This window comes from Paraburkholderia sp. J11-2 (assembly GCF_905220185.1).
In the GTDB taxonomy this organism is placed as follows: Bacteria; Pseudomonadota; Gammaproteobacteria; order Burkholderiales; family Burkholderiaceae; genus Paraburkholderia.
On the sequence record NZ_CAJMYY010000011.1, the window covers coordinates 97,688 to 115,919 of the forward strand.

Consider the following 18,232-nt stretch of genomic DNA (forward strand, 5'->3'; position numbering starts at 1 on the left):
ATGCAGCGCGCCCGAACATGCATCTCGCTGCACCACAATCGCCCGCCCGCCGCACGTGCACCGATGCGCTTCGCATCGCCGCGTGCCTTATGGGGCAAGCCTCGTGCTTTCCCCTCGCGCTGGCACAACGCTTGCAGAAGGGTGTGCGCAAGACAGGCCACACACACCGGGCGGCGCGCAAGACGACAAACCACCACGCGCCACGGCCCACGACTCACTCACGGACAAGAGGCACAAAAATGAAACGTCGCAGTCTGTTGAAACTCGGGACGATGTCGGGCGCACTCGCGGCAGCGGGGCGCATGCCGTTCGCTCACGCGGACACCGGCAGCGGGCCGATCAAGGTCGGCATCCTGCATTCGCTCTCGGGCACGATGGCCATTTCGGAGACCTCACTGAAAGACACCGCGTTGATGACGATTGCCGACATCAACAAGAATGGCGGCGTGATGGGGCGTCAGATCCAGCCCGTGGTGGTCGACCCGGCCTCCAACTGGCCGCTCTTCGCCGAAAAGGCGCGTCAACTCCTCACGCAAGACAAGGTGGCCTGCGTGTTCGGCTGCTGGACCTCGGTGTCGCGCAAGTCGGTGCTGCCGGTGTTCGAGGAACTGAACGGCCTGCTCTACTACCCCGTGCAGTACGAAGGGGAAGAGATGTCGCGCAACGTGTTCTATACGGGCGCCGCGCCCAACCAGCAGGCCATTCCCGCAGTGGAATACCTGATGAGCGCGCAAGGCGGCGGCGCGAAGCGCTTCTTCCTGCTCGGTACGGACTATGTGTATCCGCGCACGACCAACAAGATCCTGCGCGCGTTCCTGCACTCGAAGGGCGTGAGCGACAGCGATATTCAGGAGGTCTACACGCCGTTCGGCCATAGCGACTATCAGACCATCGTCGCGAACATCAAGACGTTCTCGCAAGGCGGCAAGACCACCGTCGTTTCGACCATCAACGGCGACTCGAACGTGCCGTTCTACAAGGAGCTCGGCAATCAGGGCATCAAGGCGACCGACGTGCCCGTGGTCGCGTTCTCCGTGGGCGAGGAAGAACTGCGCGGCATCGACACGAAGCCGCTCGTGGGACACCTCGCGGCGTGGAATTACTTCATGTCGGTGAAGGGCGCGAGCAACACGAAGTTCAAGGAGCAGTTCGAAGCCTGGGTGCAGACGAACAACCTGCCCGGCGGCGCCAAGCGCGTGACCAACGACCCGATGGAAGCGACCTTCGTGGGCATCCATATGTGGAAGCAAGCCGTGGAAAAGGCGAAGAGCACCGACGTCGACAAGGTGCGCGTGGCGATGATCGGCCAGACCGTGGCGGCGCCCTCGGGCTTCACGCTCACGATGGACGGCAACCATCACCTGCACAAGCCGGTCATGATCGGCGAGATTCGCGGCGACGGTCAGTTCAATGTGGTGTGGAAAACGAAGACCGCCATCCGCGCGCAACCGTGGAGCCCGTTCATCGCCGGCAACGAAGGCAAGCCTGACGTGGTCACCTCGACCACACTGCCCGCCTTCCTGCGCCGCTCGCGCGTAGCCTGACGTTGCCCTTCGCAAGCGCCGCACCGCGGCGTGCGCTTGCGTGCTCTGTCTACGGACACGCGGCGTAACGGCCTGACCGTTGCCGCGGTCCGCACCAAAAGAAAACATCATGGCTCTCTCACTCCCGAGGTACGCGCGCGCGGGCTTGCGCCACGCGCTCGCCGCGGCTGCGCTCTTTTCGGCGCTATGCACTGGCGCACACGCACTCGATGCAGCCGACGTCGCGCCGCTTGGCGGCGACGACTTCGACGCGAAATCCGCGGCCATCGACAAGCTCATCGCCACGCATGACGCCGCCTCGCTGGCGCTCCTGAAAGCGCTCGCTGACGACAACGTCACGGCGACCGATTCCGGCGAAGTGCTCGTGCAGGATGGCGAGAATGCGCGCGACGCCGCAACGGGCAAGCCCGTCGCCGCAAACGTCGCGTCGAGCGCGCAGCCCATCACGCTGAACAACATCCTGCGCTCGAAGGTGGCGGGCGCAGTGTCGGGCCTGCAACTCGCCTCGCCAGACCTGGAAACGCGTCGAGCCGCCATCGCGGAACTGCTGAAGAACCCCGACCCGGCCATGAAGCCGATGATCGACGCCGCGCGCGCGCAGGAAACCGACCCCACCCTCAAGCGCCGCCTCGACACGCTCTGGGCCATGACGGCGCTGCACGATCCGAACACGGCCACGCGTCTCGAAGCGGCGAAGCTCGTCGCGGCGCGGCACGACCTCGACATGTACGAACTGTTGCGCCCGCTCGTCGCGAAGAACGCGAGCGGCGCGTACAACGAGCCCGATGCCGATGTGCGCGCCGCCGCCCAGCAAGGCATCGACGCGCTCGATTCGATCCAGCGCCGCAGCGAGATCTTCGGCACGCTGTTCGCGGGCCTGTCGCTCGGCAGCGTGCTGCTGCTCGCGGCGCTCGGTCTTGCCATCACCTACGGGCTCATCGGCGTCATCAATATGGCGCACGGCGAGTTCCTCATGATCGGTGCGTACGCAACCTATGTCGTGCAAACGCTCGTGCAGCGCTATGCGCCCGGCGCGTTCGACTGGTATCCGCTCTTCGCGATTCCCGCTTCGTTCGTCGCCGCGGCGCTCGTCGGCGCCGTGATCGAGCGGCTCGTGATCCGCCATCTTTACGGCCGCCCGCTCGAAACGCTGCTCACCACGTTCGGGATCAGCCTCATTCTCATTCAGGCCACGCGCATGATCTTCGGCGCGCAGAACGTGCAGGTCGAAAACCCTTCGTGGATGAGCGGTGGCGTGACCGTCATGCCCAACCTCATCCTGCCGTATAACCGTCTCGCGATCCTCGCTTTCGCGCTGATCGTGGTGGGCATTGCGTGGACCGTGCTCACGAAAACGCGTCTCGGCCTCTTCGTGCGCGCCGTCACGCAAAACCGCCGCATGGCCGCGTGCGTGGGCGTGCGCACCGCGCGTGTGGATGCGTGGGCCTTCGCGTTCGGCGCGGGCGTGGCGGGCCTCGGCGGCTGCGCGCTCTCGCAGATCGGCAACGTCGGTCCCGATCTGGGCCAGAGCTACATCATCGATTCGTTCATGGCCGTGGTGCTGGGAGGCGTCGGGCAGATCGCGGGCACCGTGATCGGCGGCTTCGGCCTCGGGCTCGTCTCCAAGGCCATCGAGCCGTTCTGGGGCGCCGTGCTCGCGAAGATCGCCGTGCTGGTGCTGATCGTGCTCTTCATCCAGAAGCGTCCGCAGGGGCTTTTCGCCCTCAAGGGCCGCAGCGCGGAGGCATGACATGACGAGCGTCACTTCCTCTTCCGCGCGTCACACGCTGGGCGCATCGCATGGCCCTGGCGGCGACGCGGAAACGTTCGCCCTCGGCTTGCCCGCGCGCCCCGCCCTGCTCTCGCCGCGCGCATGGCTCGCGCTCATCGTGCTGATCCTCGCGATCGGCGTGGGCGTGCCGCTTTGCGCGCTGGTGCTGCCGCAATCGAGTGCGCTGCATCTTTCCGCCTATGCCATGACGCTGGGCGGCAAGCTCATGTGCTACGCGATCGCGGCGCTCGCGCTCGATCTCGTGTGGGGCTATTGCGGCATTCTGAGCCTCGGTCACGGCCTGTTCTTCGCGCTGGGCGGCTACGCCATCGGCATGTACCTCATGCGCGAAATCGGTCACGACGGCAAGTACGGCAGCGACCTGCCCGACTTCATGGTGTTTCTCGACTGGCACGCGCTGCCGTGGTACTGGCAGGGCACCGAGCACCTCGGGTATGCGCTCCTGCTCGTCGTGCTCGTGCCCGCCATGGTCGCGTGGGTATTCGGCTTCTTCACGTTCCGCTCGCGCGTGAAAGGCGTCTACCTCTCGATCATCACGCAGGCCATGACGTTCGCCGCGATGCTGCTGTTCTACCGCAACGAAACGGGCTTCGGCGGCAACAATGGCTTCACCGACTTCAAGCGCATTGCGGGCATGCCGATCACGCATCCAGGCACGCGCACCGTGCTGTTCCTGCTGACGTTCGCCGTGCTCGTACTCGCGTTTCTCGGCGCGCGGGCCATCGTCACCTCGAAGCTCGGGCGCGTGGTGACCGCCGTGCGCGACGGCGAAACCCGCCTCATGTTTCTCGGCTACAGCCCGCTTGGCTACAAGCTGTTCGTGTGGACCGTCTCGGCCATTCTGTGCGGCATTGCGGGCGCGCTTTACGTGCCGCAGGTCGGCATCATCAACCCGAGCGAGATGTCGCCCGGCAATTCGATCGAAATGGCGATCTGGGTGGCCGTGGGCGGACGCGGCACGTTGATCGGGCCGATCATCGGCGCCTTCGCCGTGAACGGCGCGAAGAGCTTCTTCACCGCGCATTTCGCCGAGTACTGGCTGTTCTTCCTCGGCCTGATGTTCGTGCTCGTGCCGCTGCTGCTGCCCAACGGCATCATGGGTCTCATCGAACTCATCCGGAACCGGATCTCTGACCGGACCCATGCGCGGACCACCTCGCGGAGCGAACGCCCATGAACGGACATATCCTGCTCAACGACCCGCTGAACCACAACCCGTTCGACGACGCCCTCAAGCACGACGAACTCGCCCTCTCGGGTGTGGCGGATCTCGGGCACGTAGTCGAGCCCGGCGCGATCGATATCTCGCACGGCACGATCCTCTACCTCGAAGACGTGACCGTGAGCTTCGACGGCTTTCGGGCGCTCAACAAGCTGTCGCTCGTAATCGACGTGGGCGAGCTGCGCTGCGTGATCGGCCCGAACGGCGCGGGCAAGACCACGATGATGGATGTCATCACCGGCAAGACCTCGCCCGACTCGGGCAAGGTGTTCCTCGGCCAGACGCTCGACCTCACGCGTATGAACGAGCCCGCCATCGCGCGCACGGGCATTGGCCGCAAGTTCCAGAAGCCCACGGTGTTCGAGCAGCATCCCGTATGGGAGAACCTCGAACTCGCGATGAAAGCCGACAAGGGCTGGTTCGCCACGCTGCGCGCGCGCCTTGGGCGCGAGGCGCAGGCGAAGATCGAGGAAACGCTCGAAGTGATCCGGCTCGAGAGCGACGCGCGGCGCCTCGCGGGCGAGCTTTCGCACGGCCAGAAGCAGCGGCTCGAAATCGGCATGCTGCTCATGCAAAAGCCGCAACTGCTGCTGCTCGACGAGCCCGCCGCAGGCATGACCGACGACGAAACCATGGAACTCGCCACGCTGCTCAACCGCCTGCGCGGCACCTGCTCGATGATGGTGGTCGAGCACGACATGGAGTTCGTCGCGGCGCTCGCGGGCGAAACGGGCCGCGTGACGGTGATGGCCGAAGGCAGCGTGCTCGCGCACGGCACGCTCGACGAAGTCAAGCGCGACGAGACGGTGATCGAATCGTATCTGGGCCGCTAGGCCACATCGACAATATCAGCCATGCTAACTATCGAATCGCTGAATCAGTATTACGGCGGCAGCCACATCCTGCGCAATGTCTCGATGACGGTGCCCGAGGGCGAACTCACCGTGCTGCTCGGGCGCAACGGCGTGGGCAAGACCACGCTGCTGCGCTGCCTCATGGGCGTCGTGCCGACGAAAAACGGCGCGATCGCCTGGCGCGGCGAGGCGCTCACGAAGCTGCCCACACATGCGCGCGTGGCGCAGGGCCTCGCTTACGTGCCGCAAGGGCGCGATATCTTTCCGCGTTTGAGCGTCGAAGAGAATCTGCTGGTGGGCGCGGCGAGCAAGAAACGCATGCCTTCCGCCGTGCCCGCGCATATCTACGAACTCTTTCCCGTGCTCAAGGACATGAAGGCGCGGCGTGGCGGCGACCTCTCGGGCGGCCAGCAGCAGCAGCTCGCCATCGGCCGCGCGCTGATGAGCGATCCGCAATTGCTCATTCTCGATGAGCCTACCGAAGGCATTCAGCCTTCGATCATCCAGGACATCGGCCGCACGCTGCGCAGGCTCGTGGAAGAGATGCACATGACGGTGCTGCTGGTCGAGCAGTACTACGACTTCGCCAAGGCCATTGCGGACCGCTACTGGGTGATGAGCCGAGGCGAAATCGTGGCGGGCGGCGCCGGGGCAAACATGGATGCGGATGGCGTGCGGGAGTTGATCGCCGTATAAGGGACATCAAGGTTTGTGCTGCCATCCTGTCTTTTGCCAGGCAGACAGGATGGCACGCGCGAACGCGCTACCGCTTGGGTACGCCGTCGCGCCACTCGCCCCAATGCGTGACGATGTCCTGCACGAGCGGATTGCCCGCGAGGTACAGGTTGCCGATCGCGATCGAGAAGCCGCCCTGCGATGCGTAGTTGAGCAGATTGTCGGCGCTCGTCTGGCCCGCGTACGGCCGGTCGAAGTCCGACCCCGCACGCAGCACCGCGACGCGGTTCAGGTCGACGCGCTTCACGGTCGCCGCGCGCGTGAGCGCCTCGAACGTGGCGTTGTCTTCCTGCTGCGTCGTGCAATAGGTGCCCTTGCCGTCGGTCAGGATCTTCGTCCATTGCCGCGCGCGCTCGCCGAGGTCCGTGCCCGACCACCAGGTATCGCCCGCAAGCGTGTCGCACTGGAGGACGGTGGGCGGTCGGTTCGCGGGCGCATAGCTGTATTTGGCGCGGGCGGCTTGTGCCTGCGCGTCATCGGTCAGCGTCACGCTGCGCGACAGCGCGAAGGCCGCGTTCGAGAGCGCCGGATTGAGCTGGAACACTTCCGTGCGATAGTCGAGCGGCGGCTTTTGCGTCGGGCCCGTCGTGTTGATGCCGAGATAGCCGGTGTTCCAGCCCTGGGGAATTTCGCGTCCGTCGATCTCCCACTGAATGCCGAAGTCGACGAGCCAGTTCGCCCACGCAGCGGAACCGACGGTGCCCTGACCCGGGTCGATACCGGCGATGCCCGCCACCATGAAGTACGTACGGCGCAGGTCGAAACGCGGCGAGAACGTCAGCGCCATGATCGACGCGGCGGCATTTGCGTGCCCCATGCCCGTCGTCATCACGCACACGTCCTGGCGATTGCAGTGCACGGCCGGGTAGTCAGGAGACAGACCGGCGACCGTAATGTCCTGCCACGGTCCGAGATGATCGAGCCATACCTGGCCTTCCGGTCCGAACATCGAAATGATCATCACCTTGACCGGACGGCCATGCGAGCCGCCGTCGTCCTGCGAGAAGCTGTCGTCGGCATGCGCGACGACCGGCGCAACGGCCGCGCCGGCCATGAATAGCGACGAAAGCACCGCACCAAAAGCACGATTTAGCATAAGAGGCCCCACCTTGTTTAAGAACTGCGGTTGCGAGAAGTGAATCGCGTGCCGTGTTGTCGACGGATGTCATGCTTGTTTTTCGGCGTGCAGCGTGGGGCCTGGGCGTGAGCCGCGCAGGCGAAAGTGAGTATAGGCGGAGAAAAAAATGCCATCGTTTCCGGCGCGCAAGTGCCCTCGCGCGTGACCAGCGCGCGTGGGCGAGCGTGCTATCCTGCACGCCATTGTTCGCCTCTTCCCCTTCACTACGCATGACGCTCCACGTCGATCACGCCTCACTCGCCAACACCACGTTTCGCAGCACCGCGCATCAGGAATGGGCCGCGAAACTCGAACTCGGCTTCGAGCGCCAGGGCGCGCGCACCGCGCTCACCCATCGCCTGCACGCGGGTCCGTTGCGCGTGCAACGGCCGCTCTACCCAGAAGGCGATGCGATCTGCCACGCGGTGATCGTGCATCCGCCCGCGGGGATTGCTGGCGGCGACCGGCTCGACATCGACGTGAACGTGGGCGATGGCGCTCACGCTGTACTCACCACGCCGGGCGCGACCAAGTGGTACAAGTCGAACGGCCGTGTGGCGCGCCAGCGCATCAATGTGCGCGTGGGCGCCGGCGCGAAGCTCGACTGGCTGCCGCAGAACAACCTCGTGTTCGATCACGCCCACGCCGAACTCGAATTCGCGCTCACGCTCGGCGCGGGGGCCACGGCCATTGGCTGGGATGCGACGCAGCTAGGCCGCCAGGCCGCGGGCGAGCGCTGGTCGGCGGGCATGGTGCGGGCGCTCACGCGCGTGACGCGCGCAGCGCCGGAAAGCGACGGCGACGATCAACTGCTGTGGCTCGAACGCGCGCTCATCGACGCCAACGACCCGCTGCGCGACGCACCGCAAGGGCTCGCGGGCTACCCCGCGTTCGGCGTGCTGTGGGCGATTGGCCCGGCGTGCAACGAGGCGCTCGCGCAAGACCTCGCCGCGATCCTGCCCTTCGACGACGCGCAACGATCGGGCGCGACCTGCATCGTACCGGGCGTCCTGCTCGTGCGCGTGGTCGCGCGGTCGATGGAACCGCTGCAGCACACGCTCACGCAGTGCTGGACGGCGCTGCGTCCGTTCGTGCATGGCGTGAAGGCCGCGCCGCTGCGCTTGTGGACGACCTGAGCGCGCACCGCGGCGGTGCGCTTTAGCACCTTTACGCACAGTAACGCAGCGCAGCAACGCCAACGCGGTGCAAAATCACCTTTAAATTGGTGCGTCCACGCTGTCCCCTTCATTGGCACACACCTTGCTGTGAGCTTGCATCGATTCGTGCGCGCCGCGCGCGAGGCCGCAAGCTGCGCGTAACCCGGCTCCCGTAAGCTGGGCCGACAGCCTTGCCCCAACCGACCCAGAACGATGAAGCTCACGCCACGCGAGAAAGACAAGCTCCTGATCTTCACCGCCGCGCTGCTCGCCGAAAGGCGCCGCGCCCGCGGCCTCAAACTCAACTACCCGGAAGCCGTCGCGTTCATCAGCGCGGCGCTCATGGAAGCGGCCCGCGACGGCAAGACCGTCGCCGAGGTCATGCACTACGGCACCACGCTGCTCACGCGCGACGACGTGATGGAAGGCGTGCCCGAGATGATCCCCGACATTCAAGTCGAAGCGACCTTCCCCGACGGCACCAAGCTCGTCACCGTTCACCATCCGATCCCCTGAGCCGGGAGGAGCCAGCCATGATCCCCGGCGAAATGCTGATCGACGACGGCGAAATCGAACTCAACGCAGGCCGCGAGACCGTCACCGTGAAGGTGGCGAACACGGGCGACCGCCCCGTGCAGATCGGCTCGCACTTCCACTTCTACGAGGTCAACGACGCACTCGCGTTCGACCGTGAAGCCGCACGCGGCTTCCGCCTGAACATTGCGGCGGGCACGGCCGTGCGCTTCGAGCCAGGACAGGAGCGCACCGTGGAGCTCGTGGCGCTCGCGGGAGAGCGCGCCGTGTACGGCTTCAACGGCCGCGTAATGGGCCCGCTCTGAGCGCGGCCAGCGAATTCAGGCGAATTCATCAGGAATCCGACATGACATTGAAGATCGGCCGCCGCGCCTACGCGGAGATGTTCGGCCCCACCACCGGCGACCGCGTGCGCCTCGCCGATACCGAACTCATCATCGAGATCGAGCGCGACTACACCGTCTATGGTGACGAAGTGAAGTTCGGCGGCGGCAAGGTGATCCGCGACGGCATGGGACAGTCGCAGCGCACGCACGCGGAAGTTGCGGACACCGTCGTCACGAACGCCGTGATCATCGATCACTGGGGCATCGTGAAGGCCGACATCGGCATCAAGGACGGCCGCATCTGGAAGATCGGCAAGGCGGGCAACCCCGACGTGCAGCCGGGCGTGACGATTCCCATCGGCGCTTCGACCGAAGTGATCGCCGGTGAAGGCCAGATCGTCACCGCGGGCGGCATCGACACGCATATTCACTTCATCAGCCCGCAGCAGATCGACGAAGCGCTCGCCTCGGGCGTGACGACCATGCTGGGCGGCGGCACCGGCCCCGCCACGGGCACCAACGCGACCACCTGCACGCCGGGCCCGTGGCATATGGAGCGCATGCTCCAGGCCGCGGACGGCTGGCCGATCAACCTCGGCTTTCTCGGCAAGGGCAACGTGAGCCTGCCGAAGCCCGCCGAAGAGCAGATCGCCGCGGGCGCGATTGGCCTCAAGCTGCACGAGGACTGGGGCTCGACGCCCGCCGCCATCGACAATTGCCTCTCCGTTGCGGATGCAACGGACACGCAGGTGGCCATTCACACCGACACGCTCAACGAGTCGGGCTTCGTGGAAGCGACCGTGGCCGCCTTCAAGGGCCGCACGATCCACACGTACCACACCGAAGGCGCGGGCGGCGGCCACGCACCCGACATCATCAAGGTGTGCGGCGAAGCGAACGTCCTGCCCTCCTCGACGAACCCCACGCGCCCGTACACGATCAACACGCTCGACGAGCATCTCGACATGCTGATGGTGTGCCATCACCTCGACCCGTCCATTGCTGAAGACATTGCGTTCGCCGAGTCGCGCATCCGCCGCGAGACCATCGCCGCCGAGGACATCCTGCACGATCTCGGCGCACTGTCGATGCTCTCTTCGGATTCCCAGGCAATGGGCCGCGTGGGCGAGGTCATCATTCGTACGTGGCAGACCGCGCACAAGATGAAGGTGCAGCGCGGCGCGCTGCCCGGTGATAACGCGCGCCACGACAACTTCCGCGTGAAGCGCTACGTGGCGAAGTACACGATCAACCCTGCGCTCACGCATGGCATTGCGCATGAAGTAGGGTCCCTCGAGCCAGGCAAATGGGCCGACCTCGTGTTCTGGGAGCCGGCGTTCTTCGGCATCAAGCCTTCGCTCATCCTCAAGGGCGGCATGATCGCGCTCGCGCAGATGGGCGACCCGAACGCCTCGATTCCCACGCCGCAGCCCGTGCATTACCGCGAGATGTTCGCCACGCGCGGGCGGGCGCTCGCGCAAACGTCGCTCACCTTCGTATCGCAGCTCTCGCTCGACAAGCGCATTCCCGAGCGCTATGGTCTGCAAAAGCGCGTGGTGGCGGTCCGCAACTGCCGCAGCGTGACGAAGGCCGACATGATTCACAATGCCTGGCAGCCCACGATCAGCGTCGATCCCGAAACGTACCAGGTCGTCGCCGACGGCCAGTTGCTCACCTGCGAGCCCGCCACGGTGCTGCCGATGGCACAGCGTTACTTCCTGTTCTAAAGTTTTAGCCATGCGCACGATCGACAAACGACTCAACGCGAAGCTCGCGCCGGTGCTCAGGCAGCGCGCGCCCACGCTCACGCTGCCTTATGACGCGCGCTGCAAGAGCCGCTTCGCGGCCACGCTCGACACCGGCGAGGAAGTGGGCGTGGTCATGCCGCGCGGCACCGTGCTGCGCGACGGCGACATGCTCGTGGCCGACGACGGCGGCCTCGTACGCGTGATCGCGGCGGCCGAGAGCGTGCTGCGTGTACGCGCGCCCGATCGCCTCACGCTCACGCGCGCTGCGTATCACCTCGGCAATCGTCATACCCCGGTGGAAGTCGGCGCGGAGGAACTCAAGCTCGAAGCGGACCCCGTGCTCGAAGACATGCTCAAGCGCCTCGGCGCGCAAGTCGAGCGCGTGCAATTGCCGTTCCAGCCCGAATCGGGCGCGTACGGCGGCGGCCACCGCCACGGCCACGACGAAACCTTCGCCGACGACTACGCACTTGCGCAACGCGTGTACGACGAACATCACGGACACGCGCATTCTCACGACCATTCGCAGGGTCACGCGCACCATCACGCTCATGGCGATGATCACGCGCACGACCACGAATGCGGACACGATCACGGTCATTGCGACGGCCACGCGCACGACCACAGCCATGAACATCGCTGAACTCACTGCCCTGCTGCATCTGGCTTCGCCGGCACTGCCCATTGGCGCGTTCAGCTACTCGCAGGGCCTCGAAGCCGCAATCGATGCGCAACTCGTGAAGGACGGCGACGACGCCGCGCATTGGATAGCGGGTGGCCTCGCGAACGTGCTCGCTTGCGGCGAGCTGCCCTTTTTGGCGCACCAGATGGAACGCTGGCGCACGCATGACGCGCACGCGCTCATCGTGGCGAACGACGAATTCGTCGCGAGCCGCGAGTCGGCGGAACTGCGGCGCGAAACCGCGCAGATGGGCTGGTCGCTGCGTCAGCTCTGCGCACAGCTCGAATGGGGCGATGCAGAGCGGCGCGCCACGCTGGAGCGGATGACGCCCATTGCGCAACCCACAGCCTTCGCATTCGCAGCGTGGGCGCACGAGGCCGCGCCCGACGCCGCGCTCGCCGCCTACGCGTTCAGCTGGATCGAAAATCAAACGGCCGCCGCCCTCAAGGCGGTGCCGCTCGGCCAGCTTGCGGGGCAGCGCATTATCGTCGCGCTGCGGCCCGAAATCGAAAAAGCCGTGGCGCGCGCGCTCGCCACGCCGCCCGAGGCGCTCAACACGTTTGCGCCGCAACTCGGCGTGCTCTCCGCGCGCCATGAATCGCAATACTCGCGGCTTTTCCGCTCCTGAACCTGATACCAACCATGAATTCGCACGCACCCAGCAAACGAACGAAGAAACTGCCGCCGCTACGCGTCGGCGTGGGCGGCCCCGTCGGCTCCGGCAAGACGACCTTGCTCGAAATGCTCTGCAAGGCCATGCGCGAGCGCTACGACCTCGTCGCCATTACGAACGACATCTACACGAAGGAAGACCAGCGCCTCCTGACCGTTGCGGGCGCGCTACCCGCCGAGCGCATCATGGGCGTGGAAACCGGCGGCTGCCCGCACACGGCGATCCGCGAAGACGCGTCGATCAACCTCGAAGCCGTCGACCAGATGCTCACGCGCTTTCCCGATGCGGACATCGTCTTCATCGAATCGGGCGGCGACAATCTCGCGGCGACCTTCAGCCCCGAGCTTTCTGACCTCACGATCTACGTGATCGACGTGGCGGGCGGCGAAAAGATCCCGCGCAAGGGCGGCCCCGGCATCACGAAGTCGGACCTGCTCGTCATCAACAAGACCGACCTCGCGCCGCTCGTGGGCGCAAATCTCGACATCATGGCCTCCGACGCGAAGAAAATGCGCGGCGAGCGGCCCTTCGTGATGTGCAACCTGAAGGCGCTCGACGGACTCGATCAGGTGATCGCGTTTATTGAAAAGCACGGCCTCCTGGTCGCATAAAACGCTAACGCAACACCGCCGGTCTCTCAGATCGACGGGTCGATGTAGGCGGCGTTCTTTACGATCCAGTCCGGGTTCAGGTGTGACCTGTCCTCATAGAGTGCCGACCATTTTCCCGTCACGCGGATGCACGCCTCATCCACACACAGGTCTGCGTCGGGGTCGATGATCAAGGCGTGATCGCGCTTGGCGAGCGCGATCAGTTCCTTGCGAACGCTCTGTTGCAGACCGTCTATTTTTACCCGTTGCTCAGCCTGGCCTGGGTCGAAACGCCCGATTCTCGCCAGGAATACATGTGGGTCAAACGGGTCACCTATCGGATTGTCGAGCAACACGTAGACCCGCTTGTGCTGCGCCTGCAACTCCCTGATTTCCCGATCAAGCTCGGCGAATGCTGCCGCCCTTCCTTCGGGCGTAGCCAGACTCACTTCCCTCCGGCCGCTCGCCACGTAGTAAGCCGCAGTGTTGAAGTAGTAACTCCAATACCCGCCGATCACAACCGTCGTAATCCGGCTATTCGCGGCCTGCTCCAGCGCCTCGCGCCGGACCGACCAGCATTCTGAATCCGCCGGTAAATCGTGATTGAAGACATGCGCAATGGGCGGGCAAGCGGCAGCAACGGCAAAGACGGCGCCGTTTCGCGTAGCGTTGCGCGCTTCATCGTCGTAGATTCGCTCGGCATACTGAGCGACATGCGAATCGCCGAGAAAAAGCGTTGTGGACTTTCGGTCGTCGTGCAACGCATAGATGCCGTCTCGAACCTGTCCATCGGGTGTCCGCGACGCGAGGAAGTCCCAACCCGTGCGCGTTGCAAGGTTGACAGCGTCGATGCGGGGTTGGATGAGCGCGTTCTTGATCGCCACGCCGCTAGCCAGCATCAGCGCGAGGCCGAGGGACAAGAGAAGCGCCATTCGATTCGCAGAGCGATGCCAGCGAATTGTCCTCTCGACATAACGGTGCGTGAGCCAGGCCAGCAAGACTGAAACCAACACCACCGCAATCTTCGTGAGGTGGCCATTATCCGGCCAGACCAGATGCGCAAACGACAACAATGGCCAATGCCACAAATAAAGCGGGTAGCTAATCAGACCGCAAGTCACGAAGGGTCGGCTCGATAGCAGCGTGCGATTGATCCACGCGCCTGAGCCCGCTGCAATGACGAGGAAAGTGCCCATCGTCGGCAGCAATGCCCACAATCCCGGGAACGGGCGCTCGTGATTGATCAGCAGGAAGCCCGACAGCAAGAGACCCGCTCCGAGCGCACAGAGCACGTTGCCGTGCCGGGCGATCAGTTCCGGGCGACGCAAAGCGATATAGGCAAGCGAGCCCCCGACCATGAGTTCCCAGAAGCGGGAAAGCGGTGAGTAGAAGGCAGCAACCGGATCCCGCGAGGCAAGCCATACGCTAATGCCAAAGGACATTGCAATGATCACGCCATTCACGACCGTGAATCGCCAGCGATGCGTCCATGCGTAACTCAAAAGCAGGGGCCAGAATATGTAGTATTGCTCTTCGACCGCAAGACTCCAGAGGTGCAACAACGGTTTTGCCTCGTGGCCGCTATCGAAGTAACCGCTCTCGCCCCACAAGACAAAGTTCTGGACGAAGGACGTCCCACCGACAAGGTGTTTCCCGAGTTGCCGGTATTCGTCACGCAAGAGCACAAGCCAACCCGCAGACGCACAGAAGAGCAACACAACAAGCAGTGCCGGGAAAATTCGCCGAACTCGTTTCCCGTAAAACTCTGCAATGCTAAATTTTTCTCGCTCGAGATTGGACAGGATGATGGTGGTAATGAGATATCCGGATATGACGAAGAAAATATCAACCCCGATAAAACCGCCTGCCATTCGGCTTGGAAACGCATGAAAGAGAATCACTCCTATCACTGCGATCGCTCGCAATCCGTCGACGTGGGGACGATATTCATGCGCCGCTGCGCTGCGGATCACGGCTCGATCCGGCGATCTGTCGACGATCTCCGTCGCGGACGGAACCGGCAGCACTTGCGGGGTAGTCGTCGGTGACATGGGCTGTCCTTCGATGACTGCATATCGGCGAGTCGAACACCAATGACACCGATATTGAGCAACGCGTTCCTTACGCACACGTGGCTCGAACGCAAATCAACCACGTGAACCCAGTACACCTGCGCTCAGGATTGAGCGTATGTGCGCACGCGTACGCATCGTTTCGTATCAAGCAACGCAAAGGCGCGACCCTTTCATGCGCCCATACGTCACCCTTCACGCGTCTGTAAATTGCCCTTCACGCAGGAACGTTTGACTCTTTCAAAAAGCGAACTTTCAGATAACAGACAAACGCCCTGCGATGAAAATGAAGGTGATTTTTCCGGTGGCAGGAGCGATCGTCTACGCGGTCAAGCCCCGTATTTAGCGCTACTGCCCGAAGTTCGCATCGGTGGGGCCTCTGTGGAGTCGTCCCAGGCGCCCGCTCTTTGCCATTGGCACTGCGATGCTCTCTCTCATTCAACGATCACGGTGAAATAGTTAGCTTTCCTACCAGATACGGTGCACGTGAATCGTCGCGACTGCGATCGTTGTCGGTTTGGTCGCAGCCGCGTCTCACACTCGCGAAGTTCGCGCGAGCGAGTCTGGAGGAAAGAAGTCGTATTGAGCGGGGCACCTACGATTCCTGACGACGCCTCAAGAACGACGTCTCAGGTAATGAGTACCCTGCTTCGTGCAATAAACGGCAGCGAGCGTCTTAACAAACGCCCAACCAGTCAACGCAACGCGCTGAACGCTGCGAGCAACGTCTGCACCCGGTGGTCGCAGGTGTGGTGCTGAGTGACTTCCCGGAAACCGTTCGCGCTGATTCGCAGGCGCTCGTCCTCGTTGTCGAGAAGCCATCGCAGCTTGCGCTGCATGTCCTCGAGATCCTGATAGACGCACAAATGCTCGTTGTCGGTGAAGTACGTATGAAGATCGAGTGCGTTATCCGTCAGCAGGCACGATCGGCTGGCAAGCACTTCGAAATACCGCATGTTCAGGCCGAGCCGCACCGTCCGGTCGGCGTTGAGGACCACGCGCGCCTTGTTGTGAAGCGCGTTCAGAGGCGCACCGAGAATCAGGTCGCCCTTGTGGATGCGGCGCAGCATATCGCGTGGCAGCCGGCTTTTCTTGAGCCACGAATGCCCATATAGCGCGATGTCCTGGGTCACCTCGAACGCGCTCGCAATGACCTGATCGCGCCACGGACTCCATGCTCCGACAAATACGAGGTCGATTTCCCTGGCACTGCCAGCAATCGGATAATGCTGACGAACGTTTGCGCCGTGCGGCAAGTAGCGGGCTTCTCGCCCGTGCGACTGGATCGCGTCGACGACAGCAGGTGCGAACGCAAAGTAGAGGTCGAAATCGCGCGTGGCCGCTTCCAGGTCAGACCAATTGTTGTTCTGCTCGACCCACCAGCCTGCCTTCACGGCTTTCGATTCCCGCAGCTGGAAAATTTCGGCGCGTTTGCCATGAATGCAAAGCACGGCATCGGGCTGATAGTCGGCCACTTCTTCGCCGAGCCGGGTCGCCAGATGGTTTGCCTCGCCCAGTCGGTGCTTGCGGAACAGATCCGTCCCCCTCGGGACAAGGCGGAGCGTACGGGCGAGCTTGTTGATTCTGCGAAAGACGTAGCGTGATACCCAGTGGACCTGATCCTCGATGATGAAGGCCTTTGCCTCCACCCCTGCCCTCTCGAAAGCGTCGACGTAGTCGTCAGCCAACGGCGGAAAGCGGGGATGCGCGATGAGGATTCGCGAGATCGTCTTCGTCATAAGCCCTTGTCCAGCAGCGTCCATGTTGTCGTTGAGCGGCTTGCCCATGTGCTACCGCGCACGAAGTCAAACATCCGAGACGAGCGCCTGGATAACGTCCACCGTGCGCGCCGTTGCGCCACGGTGGCGCGAGGCGAACGCGGCCGCAGCCGCGCCCATGGCGACCCGGCGCGGTTTGTCGCTGAAGAGTTCACGCAAGGCGCGCGCGAGATCGGCCGGGTCCTGAACCTGCAGGGCCGCGCCCGCGGCGGTGGCGTCGGCGGTGGCCTGCGTGAAGTTGAACACGTGTGGTCCAATCAGCACCGGCACGCCCACCGCGCACGCTTCGATCAGGTTCTGCCCGCCGAGCGGCAAGAGACTGCCACCGATAAACGCGAAGTCGGCGGCCGCGTAGTACGCGCCCATCTCCCCCATCGAGTCGCCGAGCAGCACGCTCACGTCCTGCGGCAACACACGCACGCCCTCATGCGCCGAGGCCGCGGCCGCTGCGGCCGGCGCCCAGCGCGAGCGCCGCTCGAGCTTGAAGTTCTTGCGCTCCACGAGCGCCGCCACTTCATCGAAACGCTGCGGATGGCGCGGCACGAGGATCAGCAGCGCGTCCGGTACGTTCAGTGCAGCAAAAGCCTGCAGCACGAGTTCCTCTTCGCCTTCACGCGTGCTCGCCGCGACCCACACCGGCCGCTCGCCTATCGCGCGCCGCCATTCGCGGCCGCGCGCGATCAGCGCCGGCGGGCTCGCCATGTCGAACTTGAGGTTGCCGAGCACCGCCACATTGCGTGCGCCGAGCGCGGTGAGGCGCTCGGCGTCCGCGGGGCTTTGCGCGAGCACGCGCGTAAAGCCGCCGAACACCTCGCGCGCGCCCGCGCCGAACTTCGCCGCGCGTTTGAACGAGCGTGCCGACATGCGCGCATTGGTGAGCACGAGCGGCACGTCGGCGCGCTTGCATTCGTCGATGAGCGTGGGCCAGACCTCGGTTTCCATCACGAGACCAAGCGACGGCCGCCATGCGCGCAGGAAGCGCCGCACCGCGTGCGGCATGTCGTACGGCAGATAGCAGCGCAGCACGCGATCACCGAAAAGCTGCTCGCCGGTGGCGCGTCCGCCCGGCGTCATGTGCGTAAGCAGGACACGCGCGTCGGGGCGCGCCGCCAGCAGCGCGTCGACGAGCGGCTGCGCCGCGCGGGTCTCGCCCACGGAAACGGCATGCACCCAGATGAGCGGCGCGTCGTCTTCGGGCAAGCGCCCCGCCGAATAGCCGAAACGCTCGCCGATATGCTCGCGATAGCCGCGCTCGCGGCGCGAGCGAATCAATAGCCGCAGCACCGCGAGCGGTGCAATGAGCCACCAGGCCGCGCGATAAATCGCTCTTAGCATCGGGCCTCCGCGACGGCCCGGGTCATGCGAAACGCCGCGGCCGCGCGGCTGGAGGCGTCGGTTGGCACGTTGG

At 64.4% G+C, this 18,232-nt stretch carries 16 protein-coding genes; 12 read left to right on the plus strand and 4 right to left on the minus strand.

All coding sequences use genetic code 11. The annotated features are described in order from the left end of the window. The first annotated feature begins 239 nt into the window (after positions 1-239). The 5 genes from urtA (at position 240) to urtE (ending at position 6,108) form a co-directional block, all read left to right on the plus strand. Positions 240-1,544 carry an urea ABC transporter substrate-binding protein gene (gene urtA, locus U5A57_RS17255; RefSeq protein WP_321912792.1) on the plus strand — a complete coding sequence of 435 codons (1,305 nt, stop codon included), beginning with the start codon at positions 240-242 and terminating at the stop codon, positions 1,542-1,544. A gap of 109 nt (positions 1,545-1,653) precedes the next feature. Continuing rightward, a complete protein-coding gene (gene urtB, locus U5A57_RS17260; protein ID WP_321912794.1) occupies positions 1,654-3,294 on the plus strand; it encodes an urea ABC transporter permease subunit UrtB in 1,641 nt (546 codons plus the stop codon). Between the two features lies 1 nt (position 3,295). After that, positions 3,296-4,513 carry an urea ABC transporter permease subunit UrtC gene (urtC, locus tag U5A57_RS17265; RefSeq protein ID WP_321912795.1) on the plus strand — a complete coding sequence of 406 codons (1,218 nt, stop codon included), beginning with the start codon at positions 3,296-3,298 and terminating at the stop codon, positions 4,511-4,513. 26 nt (positions 4,514-4,539) lie between these two features. Further along, positions 4,540-5,391, plus strand: coding sequence for an urea ABC transporter ATP-binding protein UrtD (gene urtD, locus U5A57_RS17270; RefSeq protein ID WP_415774641.1), 852 nt, complete (start codon positions 4,540-4,542; stop codon positions 5,389-5,391). A gap of 21 nt (positions 5,392-5,412) precedes the next feature. Next, positions 5,413-6,108 (plus strand): urea ABC transporter ATP-binding subunit UrtE, encoded by a 696-nt coding sequence (gene urtE / locus U5A57_RS17275; protein WP_321912799.1) that lies wholly within the window; start codon positions 5,413-5,415, stop codon positions 6,106-6,108. A gap of 67 nt (positions 6,109-6,175) precedes the next feature. On the opposite strand, the gene U5A57_RS17280 is transcribed toward urtE, so the two are convergent. Then, the gene (locus tag U5A57_RS17280; protein ID WP_321912802.1) at positions 6,176-7,243 is read right to left on the minus strand and encodes a purine nucleoside permease; all 1,068 of its coding nucleotides are present in this window, start codon (positions 7,241-7,243) and stop codon (positions 6,176-6,178) included. 251 nt (positions 7,244-7,494) lie between these two features. On the opposite strand from U5A57_RS17280, the gene U5A57_RS17285 reads away from it, so the two are divergent. The 7 genes from U5A57_RS17285 (at position 7,495) to ureG (ending at position 12,995) form a co-directional block, all read left to right on the plus strand. Further along, on the plus strand, positions 7,495-8,400 hold the full coding sequence (locus U5A57_RS17285) for an urease accessory protein UreD (RefSeq protein ID WP_321912804.1): 906 nt from the start codon (positions 7,495-7,497) through the stop codon (positions 8,398-8,400). Positions 8,401-8,634: 234 nt separating this feature from the next. Then, positions 8,635-8,937 carry an urease subunit gamma gene (gene ureA / locus U5A57_RS17290; RefSeq protein ID WP_017773123.1) on the plus strand — a complete coding sequence of 101 codons (303 nt, stop codon included), beginning with the start codon at positions 8,635-8,637 and terminating at the stop codon, positions 8,935-8,937. A gap of 17 nt (positions 8,938-8,954) precedes the next feature. Then, positions 8,955-9,260 (plus strand): urease subunit beta, encoded by a 306-nt coding sequence (locus tag U5A57_RS17295; protein ID WP_321912806.1) that lies wholly within the window; start codon positions 8,955-8,957, stop codon positions 9,258-9,260. Between the two features lie 41 nt (positions 9,261-9,301). Beyond that, complete coding sequence (gene ureC / locus U5A57_RS17300; RefSeq protein WP_321912807.1) at positions 9,302-11,008, plus strand: urease subunit alpha; 1,707 nt, start codon at positions 9,302-9,304, stop codon at positions 11,006-11,008. Between the two features lie 10 nt (positions 11,009-11,018). Next, a complete protein-coding gene (gene ureE, locus U5A57_RS17305) occupies positions 11,019-11,672 on the plus strand; it encodes an urease accessory protein UreE (protein ID WP_321912809.1) in 654 nt (217 codons plus the stop codon). Then, positions 11,659-12,339 (plus strand): urease accessory protein UreF, encoded by a 681-nt coding sequence (locus tag U5A57_RS17310; RefSeq protein WP_321912996.1) that lies wholly within the window; start codon positions 11,659-11,661, stop codon positions 12,337-12,339. Before ureE ends, U5A57_RS17310 begins: the two co-directional genes overlap by 14 nt. Positions 12,340-12,353: 14 nt before the next feature. Next, the gene (gene ureG, locus U5A57_RS17315) at positions 12,354-12,995 is read left to right on the plus strand and encodes an urease accessory protein UreG (protein ID WP_321912811.1); all 642 of its coding nucleotides are present in this window, start codon (positions 12,354-12,356) and stop codon (positions 12,993-12,995) included. Positions 12,996-13,021: 26 nt separating this feature from the next. On the opposite strand, the gene U5A57_RS17320 is transcribed toward ureG, so the two are convergent. The 3 genes from U5A57_RS17320 to waaA all read right to left on the minus strand — a co-directional run bounded on the left by U5A57_RS17320 (position 13,022) and on the right by waaA (position 18,159). Then, on the minus strand, positions 13,022-15,025 hold the full coding sequence (locus U5A57_RS17320; RefSeq protein WP_321912813.1) for an acyltransferase family protein: 2,004 nt from the start codon (positions 15,023-15,025) through the stop codon (positions 13,022-13,024). Positions 15,026-15,741: 716 nt separating this feature from the next. Further along, positions 15,742-16,785, minus strand: a complete 1,044-nt coding sequence (locus U5A57_RS17325; RefSeq protein WP_321912814.1) for a glycosyltransferase family protein — start codon at positions 16,783-16,785, stop codon at positions 15,742-15,744. A gap of 66 nt (positions 16,786-16,851) precedes the next feature. After that, positions 16,852-18,159: a lipid IV(A) 3-deoxy-D-manno-octulosonic acid transferase gene (gene waaA / locus U5A57_RS17330; protein WP_321912815.1), complete on the minus strand. Its 1,308-nt coding sequence runs from the start codon at positions 18,157-18,159 to the stop codon at positions 16,852-16,854. Between the last annotated feature and the right edge of the window lie 73 nt (positions 18,160-18,232).

Bases quoted from the DNA above. Each gene is read 5' to 3' on its own strand.
- urtC (WP_321912795.1), top strand. From the start codon at position 3,296: ATGACGAGCGTCACTTCCTCTTCCGCGCGTCACACGCTGGGCGCATCG.
- ureE (WP_321912809.1), top strand. From the start codon at position 11,019: ATGCGCACGATCGACAAACGACTCAACGCGAAGCTCGCGCCGGTGCTC.
- U5A57_RS17310 (WP_321912996.1), top strand. From the start codon at position 11,659: ATGAACATCGCTGAACTCACTGCCCTGCTGCATCTGGCTTCGCCGGCA.
- U5A57_RS17325 (WP_321912814.1), bottom strand. From the start codon at position 16,785: ATGACGAAGACGATCTCGCGAATCCTCATCGCGCATCCCCGCTTTCCG.
- ureG (WP_321912811.1), top strand. From the start codon at position 12,354: ATGAATTCGCACGCACCCAGCAAACGAACGAAGAAACTGCCGCCGCTA.
- waaA (WP_321912815.1), bottom strand. From the start codon at position 18,159: ATGCTAAGAGCGATTTATCGCGCGGCCTGGTGGCTCATTGCACCGCTC.
- U5A57_RS17320 (WP_321912813.1), bottom strand. From the start codon at position 15,025: ATGTCACCGACGACTACCCCGCAAGTGCTGCCGGTTCCGTCCGCGACG.
- U5A57_RS17285 (WP_321912804.1), top strand. From the start codon at position 7,495: ATGACGCTCCACGTCGATCACGCCTCACTCGCCAACACCACGTTTCGC.
- U5A57_RS17280 (WP_321912802.1), bottom strand. From the start codon at position 7,243: ATGCTAAATCGTGCTTTTGGTGCGGTGCTTTCGTCGCTATTCATGGCC.
- urtA (WP_321912792.1), top strand. From the start codon at position 240: ATGAAACGTCGCAGTCTGTTGAAACTCGGGACGATGTCGGGCGCACTC.
- ureC (WP_321912807.1), top strand. From the start codon at position 9,302: ATGACATTGAAGATCGGCCGCCGCGCCTACGCGGAGATGTTCGGCCCC.
- U5A57_RS17295 (WP_321912806.1), top strand. From the start codon at position 8,955: ATGATCCCCGGCGAAATGCTGATCGACGACGGCGAAATCGAACTCAAC.
- ureA (WP_017773123.1), top strand. From the start codon at position 8,635: ATGAAGCTCACGCCACGCGAGAAAGACAAGCTCCTGATCTTCACCGCC.
- urtB (WP_321912794.1), top strand. From the start codon at position 1,654: ATGGCTCTCTCACTCCCGAGGTACGCGCGCGCGGGCTTGCGCCACGCG.
- urtE (WP_321912799.1), top strand. From the start codon at position 5,413: ATGCTAACTATCGAATCGCTGAATCAGTATTACGGCGGCAGCCACATC.